13 protein-coding genes and 1 other RNA gene are annotated in these 18,578 nt (G+C 65.0%); 11 read left to right on the top strand and 3 right to left on the bottom strand.

Features of this window, described 5'->3' with window-relative positions:
- Positions 1-3: 3 nt before the first annotated feature.
- A complete protein-coding gene (locus GTH33_RS08415; RefSeq protein WP_478050869.1) occupies positions 4-1,938 on the bottom strand; it encodes a rhamnogalacturonan lyase in 1,935 nt (644 codons plus the stop codon).
- A 341-nt stretch (positions 1,939-2,279) separates the two neighbouring features.
- Between GTH33_RS08415 and GTH33_RS08410 the strand changes: the two genes are divergently transcribed.
- The 9 genes from GTH33_RS08410 to GTH33_RS08370 all read left to right on the top strand — a co-directional run bounded on the left by GTH33_RS08410 (position 2,280) and on the right by GTH33_RS08370 (position 16,194).
- A complete protein-coding gene (locus tag GTH33_RS08410; RefSeq protein WP_163958032.1) occupies positions 2,280-5,507 on the top strand; it encodes a TonB-dependent receptor in 3,228 nt (1,075 codons plus the stop codon).
- 91 nt (positions 5,508-5,598) lie between these two features.
- The gene (locus GTH33_RS08405; protein ID WP_163958031.1) at positions 5,599-6,396 is read left to right on the top strand and encodes an IclR family transcriptional regulator; all 798 of its coding nucleotides are present in this window, start codon (positions 5,599-5,601) and stop codon (positions 6,394-6,396) included.
- 19 nt (positions 6,397-6,415) lie between these two features.
- Entirely contained in the window at positions 6,416-7,177 is a 762-nt protein-coding gene (locus GTH33_RS08400; protein WP_163958030.1) for an L-rhamnose 1-dehydrogenase Lra1, read from the top strand.
- Positions 7,178-7,314: 137 nt separating this feature from the next.
- Positions 7,315-8,826 (top strand): rhamnogalacturonidase, encoded by a 1,512-nt coding sequence (locus GTH33_RS08395; protein ID WP_163958029.1) that lies wholly within the window; start codon positions 7,315-7,317, stop codon positions 8,824-8,826.
- A gap of 74 nt (positions 8,827-8,900) precedes the next feature.
- On the top strand, positions 8,901-9,215 hold the full coding sequence (gene rhaM / locus GTH33_RS08390) for an L-rhamnose mutarotase (RefSeq protein ID WP_163958028.1): 315 nt from the start codon (positions 8,901-8,903) through the stop codon (positions 9,213-9,215).
- Positions 9,208-12,192, top strand: coding sequence for a beta-galactosidase (locus tag GTH33_RS08385; RefSeq protein ID WP_243848438.1), 2,985 nt, complete (start codon positions 9,208-9,210; stop codon positions 12,190-12,192). The genes rhaM and GTH33_RS08385 overlap by 8 nt, the downstream gene beginning before the upstream one ends.
- Entirely contained in the window at positions 12,189-13,433 is a 1,245-nt protein-coding gene (locus GTH33_RS08380; RefSeq protein WP_163958027.1) for a glycosyl hydrolase 53 family protein, read from the top strand. The genes GTH33_RS08385 and GTH33_RS08380 overlap by 4 nt, the downstream gene beginning before the upstream one ends.
- Complete coding sequence (bglB, locus tag GTH33_RS08375; RefSeq protein ID WP_163958026.1) at positions 13,434-14,549, top strand: beta-galactosidase BglB; 1,116 nt, start codon at positions 13,434-13,436, stop codon at positions 14,547-14,549. It abuts the gene before it with no gap.
- 103 nt (positions 14,550-14,652) lie between these two features.
- On the top strand, positions 14,653-16,194 hold the full coding sequence (locus GTH33_RS08370) for an MFS transporter (protein WP_243848439.1): 1,542 nt from the start codon (positions 14,653-14,655) through the stop codon (positions 16,192-16,194).
- Positions 16,195-16,467: 273 nt separating this feature from the next.
- On the opposite strand, the gene ssrA is transcribed toward GTH33_RS08370, so the two are convergent.
- Positions 16,468-16,843, bottom strand: a transfer-messenger RNA (tmRNA) gene (ssrA, locus tag GTH33_RS08365).
- Positions 16,844-16,885: 42 nt separating this feature from the next.
- Between ssrA and GTH33_RS08360 the strand changes: the two genes are divergently transcribed.
- Positions 16,886-17,317: an RrF2 family transcriptional regulator gene (locus tag GTH33_RS08360; protein ID WP_163958025.1), complete on the top strand. Its 432-nt coding sequence runs from the start codon at positions 16,886-16,888 to the stop codon at positions 17,315-17,317.
- A gap of 102 nt (positions 17,318-17,419) precedes the next feature.
- On the opposite strand, the gene mscL is transcribed toward GTH33_RS08360, so the two are convergent.
- Positions 17,420-17,863 carry a large conductance mechanosensitive channel protein MscL gene (gene mscL, locus GTH33_RS08355; protein ID WP_163958024.1) on the bottom strand — a complete coding sequence of 148 codons (444 nt, stop codon included), beginning with the start codon at positions 17,861-17,863 and terminating at the stop codon, positions 17,420-17,422.
- A gap of 109 nt (positions 17,864-17,972) precedes the next feature.
- On the opposite strand from mscL, the gene GTH33_RS08350 reads away from it, so the two are divergent.
- A complete protein-coding gene (locus tag GTH33_RS08350; RefSeq protein ID WP_163958023.1) occupies positions 17,973-18,578 on the top strand; it encodes a LemA family protein in 606 nt (201 codons plus the stop codon).

The raw sequence follows: 18,578 nt of genomic DNA, 5'->3' as shown, positions 1-18,578 counted from the left end.
GCACTATTCGGCGATATCACTCGCGCTAAGACTACCCGGAAAATAGGACAGGTGCGGTGGCTGGTTATAGGCCGTATTCTGCCACGCCACGCCCATGCGATAGACGGGATCCTGCATCAGCGTCACCAACCGATGCCGGGTTGGATAGGGCGTCACATAGATACGCAATTCGCGATTATCGGCCGATCGCCAGACCACCTCTTCGCGCCAGTCGCCCAATATGTCGGCCTGCAATGCCGGGTTCGCCTTGGTCCCGTTGTTCGAGGCGACGTCTTCCGGGTGGAGCAGCGGCGTCGCCGTTCCGGACCGCCAGTCCCACTTGCTGATCGTCGTGCCGTCGAGCAGTTCCTGAAGCAGATCACCATCCCAATAGAGCGCGAAGTTGGTCTGCCGCGGCGCCGGTCCGATGCTGCGACCATGCACGTCGAACAGGTCGCGGCTGTTCGATCCCCACAATTCCGCACCGACATGACGCGGATCGATGTCGGCGGCGAGTCCGCGACCGGTATCCTTGTCCGCAGGCTTGCTCCACAGCATTTGTCCGGTCCGAGCGTCGAGCAAGGCCGATCCGATGCCGCCATTGCGCTTCACCTCTTCATGGACGCCCCATTTTTCCAATCCGGGGCGTAACGGGTCGAGATCGGCGACATGCATGGCGTCGCCATGGTAAAGCGGCTGCGTCCACAGTCCCTTGCCCGTGTCATCGATCGCCATCGATCCATAGATCACCTCGTCGCGCCCATCGCCATCGACGTCGGCAATGCTCAATTGGTGATTGCCGCGCCCGCCATAATCCTGGTTGCCGGCCGCCGCGCTGTCGAACAGCCAGCGCCGGGTCAGTTTGCTGCCTCGAAAGTCCCATGCCGCCACCGTGGTGCGGGCATAATAGCCGCGGCCGAAGATCATGCTCGGCAGCCGCCCATCCAGCAACGCTACACCTGCCAGGAACCGGTCCGACCGGTTGCCGTAGCCGTCTCCCCAGGTGTCGCGCAGCTGCTCGAACGTCGGATTGCCGCCTGCATAGCGCGGAGGATCGTACGGCGCGGTGGCAAGCGCGCGCCCGCTGCGGCCATCGAATATCGTCAGATATTCCGGCCCCTTCAGGATACGCCCTTGCAGCGGCGCGACCTTGGTGCCGTCCGGCAGCAGCTTCGCGCCGGTGCGATCCGGCTGTGGTACTTCGCCGTCATGGCCACGCCAGTCCGCATTCTTGTCGCCGATCGCCTTTCCAACCCCGTCAATCGTACCGTCGGCGGTCTTCACCGCGACCTCCGCCTTGCCGTCACCGTCGAAATCGAAAACCTGGAACTGCGTATAATGCGCGCCGGCGCGAACGTTGCGACCCAGATCGATACGCCATAGCCGCTTGCCGTCGAGCGTATAGGCGTCGAGGAAGACGTTGCCGGTGTAGCCCACCTGGCTGTTGTCATGACTGTTCGTGGGATCCCACTTCAACACCATCTCATACCGCCCGTCGCCATCCAGATCGCCGACCGACACATCGTTGGCGGTATAGGTATAGCTTTGGCCGTCCGGCGTCGTACCGGCCGGCGGAGGGGTCAACGGAATCGACAGATAGCCGCGCGGAAGCATCAGTGCCGCGGCGCTCGGCATGCCGGCCTTGGGGCCGCCCACTGCCCGGACGGTGTAGCGGGCGGTGGCATCGCCATGCGGATCGACGAAAGCAGTGGCATCGGCAATCGGGAGCGGGTTGAGCTTGCGGCCATCGCGATAAACGTCGAACCGCGCCGACTTTCCGTCACTCGCAAGCAGGCGCCAGTTCACCAGCCAACCGCCGTCCTTGGCCGGCGTAGCGACCAATCCGCGATCGAGTCGCTCCATGTTGCGAACCGGCGCAGCCACCGCCATGCCGCTCGCGAGCAGGGCCGCGCCAGCTGCGCATCCCGCCAACGTATTGATCCTGTTACGCTGCATCATCCCATCCTCTCAGGCCGCATCGGTCCGTTCGACCAAATGTCTCACAAATCATGATTGCATTTCAAATTTTGGCAACATAAGATCGGAACACTGGTCCAGCATGTGGACAAACGAATGGCCAAGAGGGCCGCGACGAACGGCAACAGCCGCGTTGGAATTGGAGGGGATGCGAATGACACGGCCGATGCAGCGACAGTTCCGACCCGTGCGACGCCCCCACGCGCCTGCCGCCGGATCCACCGTCGCCGGATAACGCCCGCTCACTTCATCACGCACCGGCAACTGCGGCGACACGCAGAGCCGATCGGTCGCGAAGCGCGGCCTAAAAGGGGAGAATTACCATGATCGCCAGCCGCCGCATTCTCGCGACGACATCCGCCCTCGCCATCGCCCTCGGCGGTAGCGTCGCACCCGCTGCGGCGCAGACCCGTCCGGTTCCCGGCGACCGCGCCGTCGCGCCATCGTCCGCGGCGGTCGAACCGAAGGCACGGGCCGAAACACCGGCAGGCAACCCCGCCGCCGCTGACGCCCCGGTCCAGTCCGCCACCGGCGCCCCCGACGCCAACGATCCCGAAGCCAGCCCCGAGGACATTCTGGTCGTCGGCACCCGTGCCTCGCTGCAATCCGCGATCGCGCGCAAGCGCAACGCCGGCACCGTCGTCGATTCGATCGTCGCCGACGACATCGCCAGCTTCCCCGACAAGAACGTCGGCGATTCGCTTTCACGCATCACCGGCGTCCAGCTCAGTCGCGACTTCGGCGAAGGCACGCAGGTGTCGATCCGCGGTGTCGAACCCGATCTCAACCGCGTCGAAATCAACGGCGTCAGTCAGGCATCGGCGAACGGGACCCGCGCGGGCGACTTCCGCGAGCTCGCGACCGAGCTGGTCAAATCGATCGATGTGTTCAAGGGCTATCAGGCCAGCCTGACCGAAGGCGGCCTCGGCGGCACCGTGTCGATCGAGACGCGCAAGCCGCTGGAATTGAAAAAGGCGCTCGGTAGCGTCGTGTTCTCCGAACAGCATCTGGACCTGACGCAAGACTGGCGGCCGCGCGCGACGGTGATCCTGGGCACGCCCAAGTTCCTGATCGACGGTCTCGGCGTGCTGCTGAACGTCACATACGACGACAAGAGCACACGACAGGATTACAGCAGCAACACCAATTACAATCGCCTCGCCGACTTCGATCATTCCGATCAGAAAACGGTTGCCGACCCGCTGTATTCCAACTTCAACACCTATGCGAGCTGCGCCGGCGTCGGTGGCCAGAACACGTCTAACGCCACTGCTCGTCGCCTCGCGTGCGAAACCCAGTTCTTCGACTGGGCATCCACCGGGCCGCGCTATCGGAATCTCGTTCGCCGCGACAAGCGCATCTCGGGCGATCTGACGGTACAATATGAGGTGGCGCCCAACTTCCGCGTCTTCGGAGAGGCGACGCTCAACAACCGCAACCAGCGGCTGTTCGACACGAACTATTCGCTCGACCTCGGCCGTTTCCAGCGCTTCCCGCTTGATGCCGCCCTGCCGGCCGGCCTCAACGGCGCGACGTCGCGACCGCAGGTCGTACAAAGCAGCGCGACCGTCGACGCCAACCACGTCGTGACCAGCTATACCACCGCCGCCAATCCGGTGAACATCGGCACCACCGCGGCACCGAACTATAGCGGATCGAGCAACATCCTCGGCGTCCAGCGCCGCGACTTCCAATATGATCAGCAGTCGCGTTACTATCTCGGCGGCTTCGACTGGGATTTCGACCGGATCCAGATCAAGGGGCTGGTTTCGCACTCCACCGCCACGACGGAGGGCGAAACCAATCTCGTTTCGCTGTCCACCGGCATCGCCGGGGTTTCCGTCGATACCCGCAACGATCTCGGCATACCCGTCTTCACCTATCCGAGCACGATCAATCCCGCCGACCCCAGCATCTACACCAACTTCACGCGGCCGGGTAACAACATCGGGACTGCCTCGACCGTGCTGGGACCGACGGTGCAGTATCGCCCGGGTTATACCAGCAACAGCGAAGACCAGCTGAAGCTCGACATCGACTGGGAAGTCGATGCCGGCCCCCTCAAGAGCATCGAATATGGCGGCCAGTTCCGCAAGCAGAGCTATCTCGTCTACAACGGCGGTGGCAGCCGACTGCTGACCGGCCCGAACGTGATGCCGCAGGTCTACCAGACCACGGCCAACGTGTCGTATACGACTAACATCGTCTCGACGGTAACCGCGCGCACCACGCAGACCGGCAACGGCACCTACACGAACCAGTTGACCCAGGCGGAATATGCAGCGCTCCTCACGTCGCTCGGCGCGACCAGCGGTGGAGCGCCGCTGTTCACCGGCCTGAAGGGCGCCCCATCCAACATTCCCAACCGGATCGCGTTCGCCAACTTCACGCCGGAACTGCTCAGCCAGTATTTCGACCTGTCGGGCTTCGATCACGATCTGCTGTTCGAGGCCAACGGCCTGGCCCAGATCCCGCAGGCCCGCATCAAGGAGACGATCGCCGCCGGCTATCTGCAGGGCAACGTCGACACGACGGTGTTCGGCATGCGGCTGACCGGCAATGCCGGCGTCCGCTACACCTACACCCGCGACCAGGGCACGGGCACCAACATCAGCCGCGTTACCCGCTTCAACGCGGTTACCGGCGCGGTCGAGACGGTCACGCTGGGTGCGCAGCAATTGTCGCTCACGAACAGTTATCACGACATCCTGCCGGCCTTCAACGCGGCGCTGGAAATTACCCCCAACCTGGTCGCCCGCGCGAACTGGGCCCGCAACCTTGCCCGTCCGCGTCCGCTGGATCTCGTCCCCAACATCAATTGTCTGGACGACGCGACCATCTCGGCGGCCGACGACGTCTGCACGGCCGGCAACCCTGCTCTGGTCCCGTACCGCGCCGACCAATGGGAAGTGAACCTCTCCTGGTATCCCAATCGCGATACGCTGGTGAGCGTCGGCTACTATAAGAAGTACGAGAAGAGCTTCGTGGTCCCCAACGTCACCCGCAGCGGCGTCGACCTGTTTCAGGACGGCATCACCTATACGGTGCGCCAGCCGGTCAACGGCTTCGGTGCATTGCTCGACGGGATCGAGGCGAGTGCGCAAACCGCTTTCACCTTCCTTCCCAAACCGTTCGACGGGTTGGGTGCGAGCGGCAACGTCACTTATGCCCGCGCGATCCGTACCAATCTGACGAACAGCGCGACCGGCCTGCCACTCAACGAATATCCGGGCCTGTCGGAGTGGACGTACAATGCCAGCGTTTTCTACGACAAGGACTGGCTGAACGCCCGCCTCAGCTACAACTTCCGCTCGGACTGGCTGGTCGAGGCCGTCAATGCCAACAACGGCAACAATCCGATCTACCGCAAGGGCGAAGGCTATCTGGATGGCAAGATAACCTTCCGCTTCCCGCAGTGGCATTATAGCCTGTTCATGGAAATGCAGAACATCAACAAGGAATATTCGAAGAGCTACATCAAGACCATCGGCACGTCCGAAGTCTACTATCCCGGACAGCGTTTCTTCGCCGGTTTCCAGCTCAAGTTCTGACCCGTTCCTCCCCCTGGCCGGTCGTCGCACGCGCGGCGGCCGGTCGCTTGTTACATTGCCAGGATGTAAGAGGGCGTCCTAAGGAGTGGACATGACCACCACGGCAACCATCGAAAAGCCCGACACCACCGGCGCAGTCGGCGCGGGCAGTCAGACGCTGATGCGTGGGCTCGACCTGATCGAGGCGGTGAGCCACGAGGTGCTGACCCTCAGCGAACTCGCGGCCAAGCTGGACCTGACCAAGAGCACGACGCACCGGCTGCTGTCTGCTTTGGTCGATCGCGGCTATCTCGCCTTTACCCCTCGCGCCGGTTACCGCCTTGGCCCGAAGCTGCTGCTGCTCGGCACACTGGCCCAAGCGCAGGCCGACCTCGTCCAGGTCGCCCGCCCGCATCTTGAGGAACTGGCCGCGTCAACCGAGGACACCGTGCATCTCGGTGTGTTCGACGGCGATTTCGCCTTGTACCTCGACAAGGTACCGGGCCGCCGCCGCATCACCATTTCCAGCCGGGTCGGCGATCGTCAGCCGTTGAGCTCCACCGGACTCGGCAAGGCACTGATGATCGATTCCTCGCCCGCCTATTGGGACGAGCGTTTCGCGGCGGATCAGGCGGCGGGATCGATGAAGGCGGATGCCACGGTCTGGCGCACGCGCATGGAGGGTTATGCCGCCTGCGGGCGCGCGTTCGATCTCGAAGAGAACGAGGACCAGATCCGCTGCGTCGCCGCGCCGATCCGCGATGCCGCCGGCAAGATCGTCGGCGCGATCAGCGTGTCGAGCGCCGCGCAATATATGAGCGATGATCGCATGACGACGCTGACCGACGAGGTGCGTGGCACCGCCGATGCGATCAGCCACGATCTCGGCTTCGAGCCGCACACCGACTGAGTTTCGTAAGGAGATACGTATGTTGCTCGAGGGCAAGACCGTGCTGGTCACCGGCGCGTCGGCCGGGATCGGCCGCGCCGTGGCGATAGGCTGCGCGCGCCATGGCGCAAACGTCGCGCTGAACTTCAGCCGCGACGTCGATGGGGCGAACGCCGCGGTCGCCGAAATCGAGGCGTTGGGCCGCAAAGGCATCGCGGTGCAGGGCGACGTCTCCGACCCCGCCACCGCCACCGCCTTCATCGCCAAAGCCGTCGAAGCGCTCGGCCGGGTCGACGTGTTCGTCAACAACGCCGGGATCTGCCCCTTCCACGCCTTCCTCGACATGCCGGTCGACACATTCGAGCGGACGATGAAGGTCAATCTGCATGGCGCCTATTTCATGGTGCAGGCCGCGGCGAACCAGATGGTGAAGCAGGGTGACGGCGGCTCGATCATCGCCATGTCGTCGATCTCGGCGTTGGTCGGCGGCGAATATCAAACGCATTACACGCCGACGAAGGCGGGGCTGCATTCGCTCATGCAGTCGGTCGCGATCGCGCTGGGCAAGCACAACATCCGTTGCAACTCACTGTTCCCGGGCACGATCCTGACCGACATCAACAAGGACGACCTCGCCGATCAGGCCAAACGGACGTACATGGAGGGCCGCATCCCGCTCGGGCGGCTGGGGCAGCCCGAGGACCTCGTCGGACCGACCGTCTTCCTGGCGTCAGACCTGGCGCAATACGTCACCGGCGCATCGCTGCTGGTCGACGGCGGCGCCTATGTGAACCTGCAATAGGCGGTGCAGCGCCTCCCCTTTATCGCTTCCCTGGCAAAGGCCGGGGTCCTGATGGACAGATCCTAGTGAATCATCGCCGGCATCATGCCGATTGGACCCCGGCTTCCGCCGGGGAGGCGGACGGCACACGGGAACACATGCACGTCTCCCGCCGTGCCGCCACGCTCGGGATGACCACCATCTTCCTCCCCTTCCCAGCGCACGCCGCGACGATGATCGACATCCGCGACCATGGCGCGAAGGGCGACGGCAAGGCGCTCGACTCCCCCGCGATCAACGCTGCCATCGCCGCCGCCGCCGCGCGTCCGCAGGGCGGCACCGTCACCGTCCCCGCGGGTCGCTACCGCTGCTATTCGATCCGCCTGCGCAGTCGCGTCACCATCGTGCTGGCGAAGGGCGCGGTCATCGAAGCCGCGACCGGCACGGGCTATGACCTGCCCGAAAATAACGGCGACCAGCTCTATCAGGACTTTGGCCACAGTCATTGGCACAACAGCCTGATCTGTGGCGAGGACGTGGAGGACGTGGCCATCACCGGACCCGGACTGATCCACGGCATCGGCCTGACCCGCGACGGCCCCGGCGCACGGTGGAAGGCGCAGACCGGCGAGCGCCCGCTATCGATGCGCCAGATGAGCGCCGCGGAAATCGCAAAGCTCGAACCCGATGCCGCGCGCATGAACGGACTCGGCAACAAGGCCATCGCGCTCAAGAACGGCCGGAACATCCGCCTGTCCGGCTTCAGCATGTTGAAATGCGGGCATTTCGCAATCCTCGCCACCGGGACGCGCGGGTTGCATATCCACGATCTGTCGATCGACACCGACCGCGATGGCATCGATCTCGATTGCGTTCGCGACACCGTCGTCGAACGCTGTCGCGTCAACACGCCCAATGACGACGCGATCATCATCAAGAGCAGCTTCGCCCTCGGCAGCGCGATCGCCGCCGAGAATGTCGTCGTCCGCCATTGCGCGGTCAGTGGCTATGATCTCGGCACGATGCTGGACGGGACGCGCCGCACCACGCAGCTGCTGGCGCCGGACCGGGACCGTCCCACCGGACGGATCAAGCTGGGCACCGAAAGCAACGGCGGCTATCGCAGGATCCGGATCGAGGATTGCACCTTCCACCATTGCCGTGGCCTTGCGCTCGAAATGGTCGATGGCGGGGTGATGGACGATGTCGTCGTGCGCCGCCTGACGATGCGGGACGTCACCACCGCACCGCTGTTCCTGCGCATCGGCGACCGCCGCCGCGGTCCTGCCGGCACAGGGCTTGGCGCGATCAGCAATATCCGCATCGAACAGATCGTCGCGACCGGCATCGATCACCGTTTCGCCGCAACGATCGCCGGCCTGCCCGATCGTCCGGTCGAGGATGTCGTGCTGCGTGACATCCGCCTGACCTACGCGGGCGGCGGCACGGCGGCCGATGCCGCGCGCCGACCACAGGAACTCGCCTCCGCCTATCCCGAACCGAGCATGTTCGGGGTCACGCCGGCCTGGGGACTATGGGTGCGCCACGCCCGCGGGCTGCACGTTGAGGGTCTGGCACTCGCCACCGCAACGCCCGACCAGCGTCCGCCTTTCCGGATGGAGGACACAATCGATGTGACCGTCACCGATACGCCACTCTGGCGCGGTTAGCGTTTGACGTCCGAACGATAACCGCTTACCAAATCCTACATACCAATACCATATAATGGTCTGGAGGGGTTTTGATGTCGATCCATGCATTCAAGATGCAGCTGAAACCCGGCGTGATCGACGAATATCGCCGCCGCCATGACGAGATTTGGCCCGAGCTGTCGTCTTTGCTGACGGACAGCGGCATCCACGATTATTCGATCTTTCTCGACGAACAGACGCTCTCGCTCTTCGCGGTGCTGCGGCTGGCGGACCACAACCGTCGCGACGCGCTGCCGGATCATCCGGTGATGAGGCGCTGGTGGGACTATATGGCGCCGCTGATGGAGGTCGAAGCGGATAACCGCCCGGTGGAAACCGCGTTGCCGATGATCTTCCACCATGATTAAGCGCAGCACGGCCGGAATGTTGGCGCTGCTGCTCGCTTCCACGGCGCACGCGCAGGTCGCCAAGCCGACCGAAAACCTCGCCGCCCCCGTCAAGACGTTCGGCCGGGTCAGCTACGATGCCCGCTCGCTGATGATCGACGGCAAGCGTAGGGTGATCTGGTCCGCCGAATTCCACCCCTTCCGCCTGCCCAGCCCTGACCTGTGGCGCGACGTGCTGCAGAAGCTGAAGGCAAGCGGTTTCAACACCGTCGCGATCTACTTCGACTGGGGCTATCACAGCCCGAAACAGGGCGTGTACGATTTTACCGGCATCCGCGACATGGATCGCGTGCTGCGCGAGGCTGCGGAGGAGGGACTGTATGTCATCACCCGCGCCGGCCCCTATGTGAATGCAGAGCTGTCGCGCGGCGGCTTTCCCGGCTGGCTGGTCAACCAACGCGGGCGCGCGCGGACCGACGATGCCGCCTATATGGCGGCGGCGGACGAATGGCTGACGCGGATCGACGCGATCATCGCGCGCCATCAGATCAATAACGGCGGGTCGGTCATCCTGCACCAGATCGAGAACGAACTGGCGCTTACCACCTCGGCGCAGCGCCGCTACATGGACCATCTCTACGCCAAGGCGCGCGGCGACGGCATCACCGTGCCGCTGTTCCACAACGACCAGGGTCGCAACGGTTATTGGGTGCCGGAAAGCAGCACGGTCGCGAACGTCGTCCACGGGCCCAACGACCTGTATGCGTTCGATGGTTATCCCGGTGGCACCTGTACCGCGCAGGGCAAGCCGACGCGCGGATCGGCGGCACCCGACTGGGGCTACTACGGCACCGGTGGTGCCAAGGGCGGCGCCTCCGCCTCACCCGATACGCCGGCGTTCCTTGCCGAATTCGGCGGCGGCTGGTTCGATTATTGGGGATCGAACGGCGGCTATGACTGCAACGCGATCCAGCGCGGCAAGCGGTTCCAGCGGGTGTTCTACGGCACCAACCTGGCCAACGGCATCGACATCCAGAGCGTCTACATGGGCTATGGCGGCACCAGTTGGGGCTGGCTGCCCGCGCCGGTGGTGTTCACCAGCTACGATTACGGTTCCGCGATCTCCGAACCGCGCGAGTTGCGCACGAAGGCGGAGGAGATGAAGCAACTGGGCGGCCTGATTGCCGCCGTGCCGGACCTTGCCGGCATGGTCCCGGCGGGTGAGCCGATCGTGTCGTCACCGAATGTACAGGTCTATCACAACAAGAATCCGGAAACCGATGCCCGCTTCCTGATGGTGACGCACAAGCCGTCGAACGGCAGCACCGACGACCGCTTTACCATCACCGCCGATCTGCCCGATGGCCGCTACACCTTGCCCGCCGCCGAACCGATGCGCCTCAACGGCTTCGACGCGAAATGGCTGGTCGCCGGCGTCACCATCGGCAAGCAGCGGCTGGTCTATTCGACGTCCGAGCTGCAGGCGGCGATGAGCGTCGACGGATCGGATCTGATGCTGCTTTACGGCCGCGCCGGTGAATCCGGCGAGACGATGTTGCGCTATGAGTCCGCGCCGCAGGTGCGGGTGCTGGAAGGACAGGCGACGAGCCGGTTCGATGCGGCGAAGGGGGACCTGCGTCTCGATTACCCGCATCAGGGGCGCGCTGTCGTAAGGGTCGAGGGCGGCGGACGCCCGCCGCTGACGCTGATCCTTGCCGACGAGGCGGAGGCGGTCCGCTACTGGCGGCAGGGTCCCGCACTGGTCCGCGGCCCGGCGTTGGTGCGCAGCGTTACGCTGAAGGGTGGCACGCTGGCGATTATCGGCGACACGCGCGAAGACACGCCGCTGGAAATCTGGGCCGCCAAGGCGGTGAAGAGCATCCGCTGGAACGATAGCGCCGTCGCCACCAGGCCCACCGCGATCGGCAGCCGCACCGCCGAACGCAACCTCGCTGGCCCCGCCCCCATCTCGCTTCCGACGCTGACGTGGCGCGCCGCCTACGGCTCGCCCGAGGCGCAGCCCGGCTTCGACGACAGCATGTGGCAGTCGGCGGAGGGCAAACCCTATGCCAGCATCACCGCGCGTCCCGACGGCCAACCGAATCTGTCGATGGATGCCTATGGCTTCCATGACGGCGACGTCTGGTATCGCGGCCGTTTCACCGGCACGCCGGATGCGAAGCAGATCGCGCTCTATTACGGCGCTGGTGGCTCGGGAATGGTACAGGTGTGGGTCGACGGCCGGTTCGTCGGTCAGGACGAATTGCCGGGCGGGCTGCCCCGTCCGATCACGACCGGCACCGCCCGGTTCGACCTGCCCGCCAGTGCACAAGGCACGGGCGAACACGTCGTCAGCATCATGGTGCGCAACAACGGCCACAATTGGGATCTCGACAGCGACGATGCGCACAAGGAAGCGCGCGGGCTTATCTCCGCCTCGATCGAGGCACCGGGCGGGCGCAGCTTCGCGGTACCGGTCGCGTGGAAGATCCAGGGCAAGCAGGGCGGCGAGGATCTGCCCGATCCGGCGCGCGGCGTCGCCAACAACGGCGGCCAATACGGGGAGCGCACGGGCTGGCACCTGCCCGGCTTCGACGATGCCAAGTGGCAGGCCGCGCCGACCAGCGTACAGCCCGGCACCACCTGGTATCGTAGCCGCTTCGACCTCGCGCTGCCAAAGGGGCAGGATACGACGGTGGCGGTGGCGTTCGGCGATACCGATACGCCGCGTTCGGTTGCCCGTTATCGCGCGCTCGTGTTCGTCAATGGCTGGAACATAGGCCAGTTCATCGCGCATGTCGGACCGCAACGCGTGTTCCCGATCCCCGAAGGCATCCTCAACCACCACGGCACGAACACCATTGCACTCGCGGTGACGTCCGACGGCGCGCCCGGTGACATGCTGGAGCCGGTGAAGCTCGTCACGATGCGCACGGTCAAGGGCGGCTTGCCGGTGCGGATGGTCGATGCGCCGCAGCGGATCGAGGCATCGAAATGAGCGAACTGACCCGCCGCACCCTCGGGCTGGGTCTCGCCGCTGCCGGTGTGGCGAGCCTCGCGCCGACACGCGCTGCGGCGGCACGCCCGTGGCCGTATCTGCTCGGTGCCGACGTCACATGGCTTACCGAGGACGAGACCGAGGGCGCGACCTATTTCGAGGGCGGCAGGCGCCGCGATGCCCTGGCGATCCTGCGCGATGCGGGTTTCAATGCGATCAAGCTGCGGCTGTTCGTCGATCCCGCCAACGGCTATTCCAAGGGCAAGCCGGGCGGCCCATGGGCCGACATCGCCCGCACCGTCGCCTTCGGTCGGCGGATCAAGCAGGCTGGATTCCATTTTTCGCTGACGCTGCATTATTCCGACACCTGGGCGGACCCGCAGCATCAGGACAAGCCCGCCGCCTGGGCCAACCTGCCATTCGCCAGGCTGGTCGATGCCGTCCATCGTCACACCGTCGAGGCGCTGTCGGCGTTGAAGGCGGGCGGCGCCTATCCCGATCTCGTCGTGATCGGCAACGAGACGACGTTCGGCATGCTCTGGCCCGACGGGCGTGTGCCGCTGACCATTCCGACCGGCAATCCGCAGACCGATGCGGTGCACATGGATGTCGCCGGCACCAACACCGCCACTGGCGGCTACGATCGCTTCGCGGCCCTGCTGAAGGCAGGGATCGCCGGCGCGCGCGAGACGACGCCGGATGCGAAGGTCGCGGTCCACAACCATCTCGGCCGGCACTGGCCGATCGTGCGCTATTGGATGGACCAGCTGCTGGCGCGCGGCGTGCGCTTCGATGCCACCGGCTTTTCCTGCTACCAGCAGGCGGCGCAGGGCGACTGGCAGCGGACCTTCGAAGGCTTCGCCAAGGCGTACCCGGACCATGGCTTCATGGCGCTCGAATATTCGTCGCGCAAACGCTACGTCAACGACCTCGTCCACGCACAGCCGAACGGCTGGGGCAGCTTCATCTGGGAACCGATCCGCCACCAGGAAGCGATCTTTACGCGGGACGGCGTCAACGCCGGCGAGGGCACCAAGCCCGACCTGCTGTCGCAGGGTATCAATGCCGCCGAGGCGCCCGGTGCCGCGCCGGTCGCGTCCACAGCGGCGGCACCGCCCAATGGCACGACGCCGTCGCGCGGCCATGGCGGTCGCTACGATGCCGACCCCGCCTTTCTCGACCTCTACCGACAGATGGCGCGCGACTATGCGGCCACCCCGTTCAAGCCCAGGAGACACTAATTGGCCGCCCTCACCCACGACATCCCCCGCCAGGAGGTCACCGCCGCCATCGCCAAGCTGATGGACAACCTCGTCAACATCAAGGACGAGACCGGCGAGTTCCTGCTCCACTTGGAAGACGGTCGGATCATCGACACCAAGGGCTGGGCCGGCTGGGAATGGACCCACGGCGTCGGCCTGTTCGGCATGTGGCGCTATTACGAGCAGACCGGCGACAAGGCGGCGCTGACGATCATCAAGCAATGGTTCGAGGATCGCTTCGCCGAGGGCACGCCGACCAAGAACATCAACACGGTCGCACCGTTCATCACGCTCGCCTATTTGTACGAGCACGAGCCGGACCCGCGCTACATCCCCTATCTGGATACCTGGGCCGAATGGCTGATGGCACCGGACGGCCTGCCCAAGACCGAGGAGGGCGGGTTCCAGCACATCGTCTACAACGACGAGAACCAGGGTGAGATGTGGGACGACACGCTGATGATGAGCGTGCTGCCGCTCGCTAAGATCGGCCTGCTGCTGGGCCGGCCCCAGTATATCGAGGAGGCGAAGCGCCAGTTCCTCGTTCACATCAAATACCTGTTCGACAAGAAGACCGGCCTGTGGTTCCACGGCTGGGACTTCAACGGGCGGCATAATTTCGCCGAGGCGCTGTGGGCGCGCGGCAATTGCTGGGTGACGATCGCAATTCCGGAGATCATCGAGATCCTCGACCTGCCGCAGGGCGACGCCTTGCGCATGTTCCTGATCGACACGCTCGAGGCGCAGGTGAAGACGCTCGCCCAGACGCAGGATGACGAGACCGGCCTGTGGCACACGCTCATCATGGACCCGTCGAGCTACCTCGAAGCCTCGGCGACCGCCGGCTTCGCGTACGGTATCCTGAAGGGCGTGCGTAAGGGCTATCTGCCGCGCCATTACGAGGCGGTCGGCATCAAGGCGGTGCGCGGCGTGCTCGCCAATATCGACGAGGCGGGCGAGTTGAAGCAGGTCAGCTTCGGCACCGCGATGGGCGATACGCAGCAATTCTACAAGGACATCGCCCTCACCTCGATGCCCTACGGCCAGAGCCTCGCCATGGTCGCGCTCGGCGAATTCCTGCGCACCTACATCTGATCGTGCCGTCCTCGCCCTCGCCGCCTTCGGCGTCTTTTCCCTCTCCCGATGGGAGAGGGAGGGCCGGACGGGTGAGGACGGACCGCTAACCGAGTAAGCATCCATGGCCACCGACCCCATCGCCGCAGCACCCGTCCTGCCCACCGCGCCATCGCGGCCGGTCCGCTGGTACAGCCTGCTCGCCTACGGCTCGAACGATGTGCTCGGCGCGGGGTCGATGGCGGTCATCTCGACGTGGATCCTGATCTTCTACACCAGCTTCTGCGGGCTATCCGCGGCGCAGGCGACGATCATCTTCGGCGTCGCGCGGGTGCTCGATGCGTTCACCAGTCCGCTGATCGGGCATGTCTCCGACAATATCGGTAGGACGTGGCTGGGCCGGCGGTTCGGGCGGCGGCGCTTCTTCATCCTCGCGGCGATCCCGCTGCTGCCCTCGTTCGCAATCATGTGGGTCGCCGGGCAAAGCTTCTGGTATTACCTCGTCACCTACGTGCTGTTCGAGATGGTCTATGCGCTGGAGATCATCCCGTACGAGACGCTCGCCAGCGAGATGGCGACCGATTACAAGACCAAGGCCAAGTTCGCCGGTGCGCGCATCCTGTGCGGCCAGTGTTCGGCGATCGCCGCGGCGTTCCTGCCGGCCTGGCTGATCGCCTATCTCGGTCCGGACAGCCCCGATACCTATCTGTACATGGGCATCATCTTCTCGATCCTGTTCATGGGCGCGGCGGGGCTGCTCTACACGTTCAGCTGGGAACGGCAGCGGCCGCCGGAGCTTGCCGAAGCCGAGGCGCGCGACCGGCCGACGCTGGGCGCGGCGTTCGCGGCGCTGTACCGCAATCTGTTCTCGACGCTGCGCATCCGGGCGTTCCGCCTGCACCTGGGCATGTACCTGGGCGGCTATATCAGCCAGGATATCTACAATGCGGCGTTCACCTATTTCGTGATCTTCGCGCTCGCCGGATCGACCGCGATCGTCGGGCAGCTGGTCGGCGTGACGTATATCGTCCAGCTGATCGCGGTGGTGCTGGCGATCAACTTCGCGCTGCGCCTGTCGCCTGCCGCGGCCTATCGCTTTGCGGCGTTGAGCTTCGGCATCGGCGTAGTGATCTTCCTCGCCATGTACGGCGCGGGCTATACCGCCACGTCGGCGCTGTTCTGGCTGCCCGTCGTGTTCGCCGGCCTCGGCCGCGGCGCGCTGAACTATATCCCCTGGGCGACCTACAACTACATGGCCGACGTCGACGAGATCGTCACCGGCCGCCGCCGGGAAGGGGCGTTCGCCGGCGTCATGACCTTCGTGCGCAAGATGAGCCAGGCGTTGGCGGTCATCCTCGTCGGGCAGGTGATGCAGGCGTCGGGGTTCGTTTCAAAGGCGACGACGCAGAGCCCGCAGGCGATCGCGGCGATCGTCGGGGTCCTTGGCCTGGGGACGATCGCGATGTTGATATTCGGGGTGCTGGTATCGACCCGCTTCCGGCTCGATCCGCGGACCCATGCGATCCTGCTCGACGAGATCGAGCGGTTCCGGGGCGGCGCCCGGGCGCCCTCAGATCCCGAGCGCGCCGCGGTGGTCGAGGACCTGTCGGGCTGGTCGTACGACCGGCTGTGGGGCAACAACCCGGTGGCGGGGGCGCAGCGATAGCGCCCTGCCGTCCACGGCCAAGTTGAACAACATGAACAAGTGGGGCACTCGTATCGAAACGAACCGCCCCGATCGTTTCGATTCCTGCACCCATCGCGAACCGGGGCGGGCAGGACGCGCGGCGGGCGGATCGATAGCGATGCCCCGGGCCGTAGGACAGTCCCCGGCATATTGCCGCGACAGGTTAGTCGGTTGGCGACGTCCGCATCCAACAGCATCGTGGATCGATCGAAGAGGTGGGGAGCTTCTGTTGCCCGGTGCTCCCCGTACCGCTGGAATCCCTTCTGTTGCCCGGTGGGTCCAACCGCGTAATCTTGGTATAACGTCAGGCCGTTAGGCCCTCAGTTACGCCGCAATCGCGAGTGCTTCGTTATCGTTGGCACTTGTGTAATGGGCCGTTGCGGTGGTCCCATTCCGAGCGAAAGACAGCGCATTTCAACACACGTCGATCCTAGTTCGGCCCCGTCAGCGCTGCTGAAGTTCCGTCCCCACGCGTGAAGCGTGGCACCGGGCGCCTCAACTGCGATGGTGGAGCCGCCGGGTACTGCCCCCGGGTCCGCTGCGTCTATGCAACGCCACCGTTTATCGCCATAGCCGGCTGGAAGCCGGCACGCCCCATATAGGCGACGCGGCAAGCCTCTGCAATCCACGCCTTTCGCTCGCCACATTATACGCCCATATCGGCGCCATCATGTTGACCCAGCGTTCCCGCTACGCGCTGCGCGCGATGCTGTTCCTTGCCGAAGCACCCGCCGCCACACCACCGATACCGATGGGCCGCATCGCGATCGCCGCCAACGTGCCGCGCAAGTTCCTGGAGCTGATCCTGGCGGACCTGCGCGACGCCGCATTGCTGACCAGCACGCGGGGCAAGATGGGTGGCTATGTGCTCGCCCGGCCCGCGCACCTGATCTCGCTGGGCGAGATCATCCGGATCATCGAGGGGCCGCTGGCGCTGGTGCCGTGCGTCAGCCGCACCGCCTATCGCGCCTGCGCGGACTGCAAGAGCGAGGCGGACTGCGCCATTCGCCACGCGATGATGCGCGTGCGCGACGAAACGGCGCGCATCCTGGACGGGACCAGCCTGGCGGATGCGACCGCGGAGCAGCTGGTCGCGGCATAGCGCCGAACCTGATTCGCCGCACGACACCGCGTCATCGTCGTCCCCGCGCAAACGGCGACGACGGTCGGTTTTCCCGGGGTCGCTTGTCGCCGCCGCCGATGGTCAGACCCGCGGGCGCGCTTTCAGTTCGTCGCGGATTTCGCGGAGCAGAGTGACGTCCGCCGGCTCGACCGGAGCCGCCGCAACTGGCGCTTCGGCCTTCGGCATCAGCCGGTTTACCGCGCGCACGATCATGAAGATGATGAAGGCGACGATGATGAAGTTCGCCGCCTGGGTGATGAATTCGCCGTAGCCGAGCAGCGGCACCCCCGCCTTCTTGAGCGCGGCATAGTCCGACAGCGATCCGGTGTAGGTCGCCGGCACCGGCCCCATGCGCAGGAAATAGCCCGAAAAATCGAGGCCGCCGAAAATCTTGCCGATGACCGGCATGATGACGTCTTCGGTCAACGACGTGACGATCTTGCCGAACGCGGCACCGATGATGACCGCCACGGCCAGATCCAGCACATTACCGCGTGCGATGAAGGTCTTGAATTCCTTGAACATGATCGCCGCTTCCCTCGTTATCTCCCTAGGGTGGCGAGATTAGGCGGCGATTATCCCTTCGCCAAGCCCGTTCACTGTCCTATATGGATAGGACAGATCGCCCAGGAGGATGTTCATGTCGTCGCGTCGCCCGATTGCCGCCTTTGCCCTTGCCGCCACCGCGAGCATGTCGCTGGCCGGCTGCGGCATCAATTCCGTCCCCACCGCCGAGGAGAATGCCAAGGCGCGCTGGGCCGACGTGCAGAACCAGTATCAGCGTCGCGCCGACCTGATCCCCAATCTCGTGTCGACGGTGAAGGCTGCGGGCGCGCAGGAAAAGGATATCCTGGTGCAGGTGACGCAGGCCCGCGCCGGCGCCAATCAGGTGAAGCTGAGCGGCGATGAACTGACCGATCCGGCCAAGATGCAGGCGTTCGAACGTGCGCAGGGTGCGGTGACGCTGTCGCTCCAGCGGTTGCAGGAAGCCTATCCGGAGCTGAAGAGCCAGGGCAATTACACCACGCTGATGAGCCAGCTGGAAGGCACCGAGAATCGCATCACCATCGCCCGCACCGATTACAACACGGCGGTGCAGGCGTATAACACGCGCATCCGCACCTTCCCCGACGCGGTCGGCGCACGCATCTTCTACGGCGCCAAGCCGCTGACGCCGTTCGCGGCGACGACGCCGGGCGCCGAGCAGGCGCCGAGCGTCAACTTCGGGAATGCGAGCTGA

The organism is Sphingomonas insulae (assembly GCF_010450875.1).
Taxonomy (GTDB): Bacteria; Pseudomonadota; Alphaproteobacteria; order Sphingomonadales; family Sphingomonadaceae; genus Sphingomonas; species Sphingomonas insulae.
This window is presented reverse-complemented; position numbering and strand designations above follow the sequence as displayed.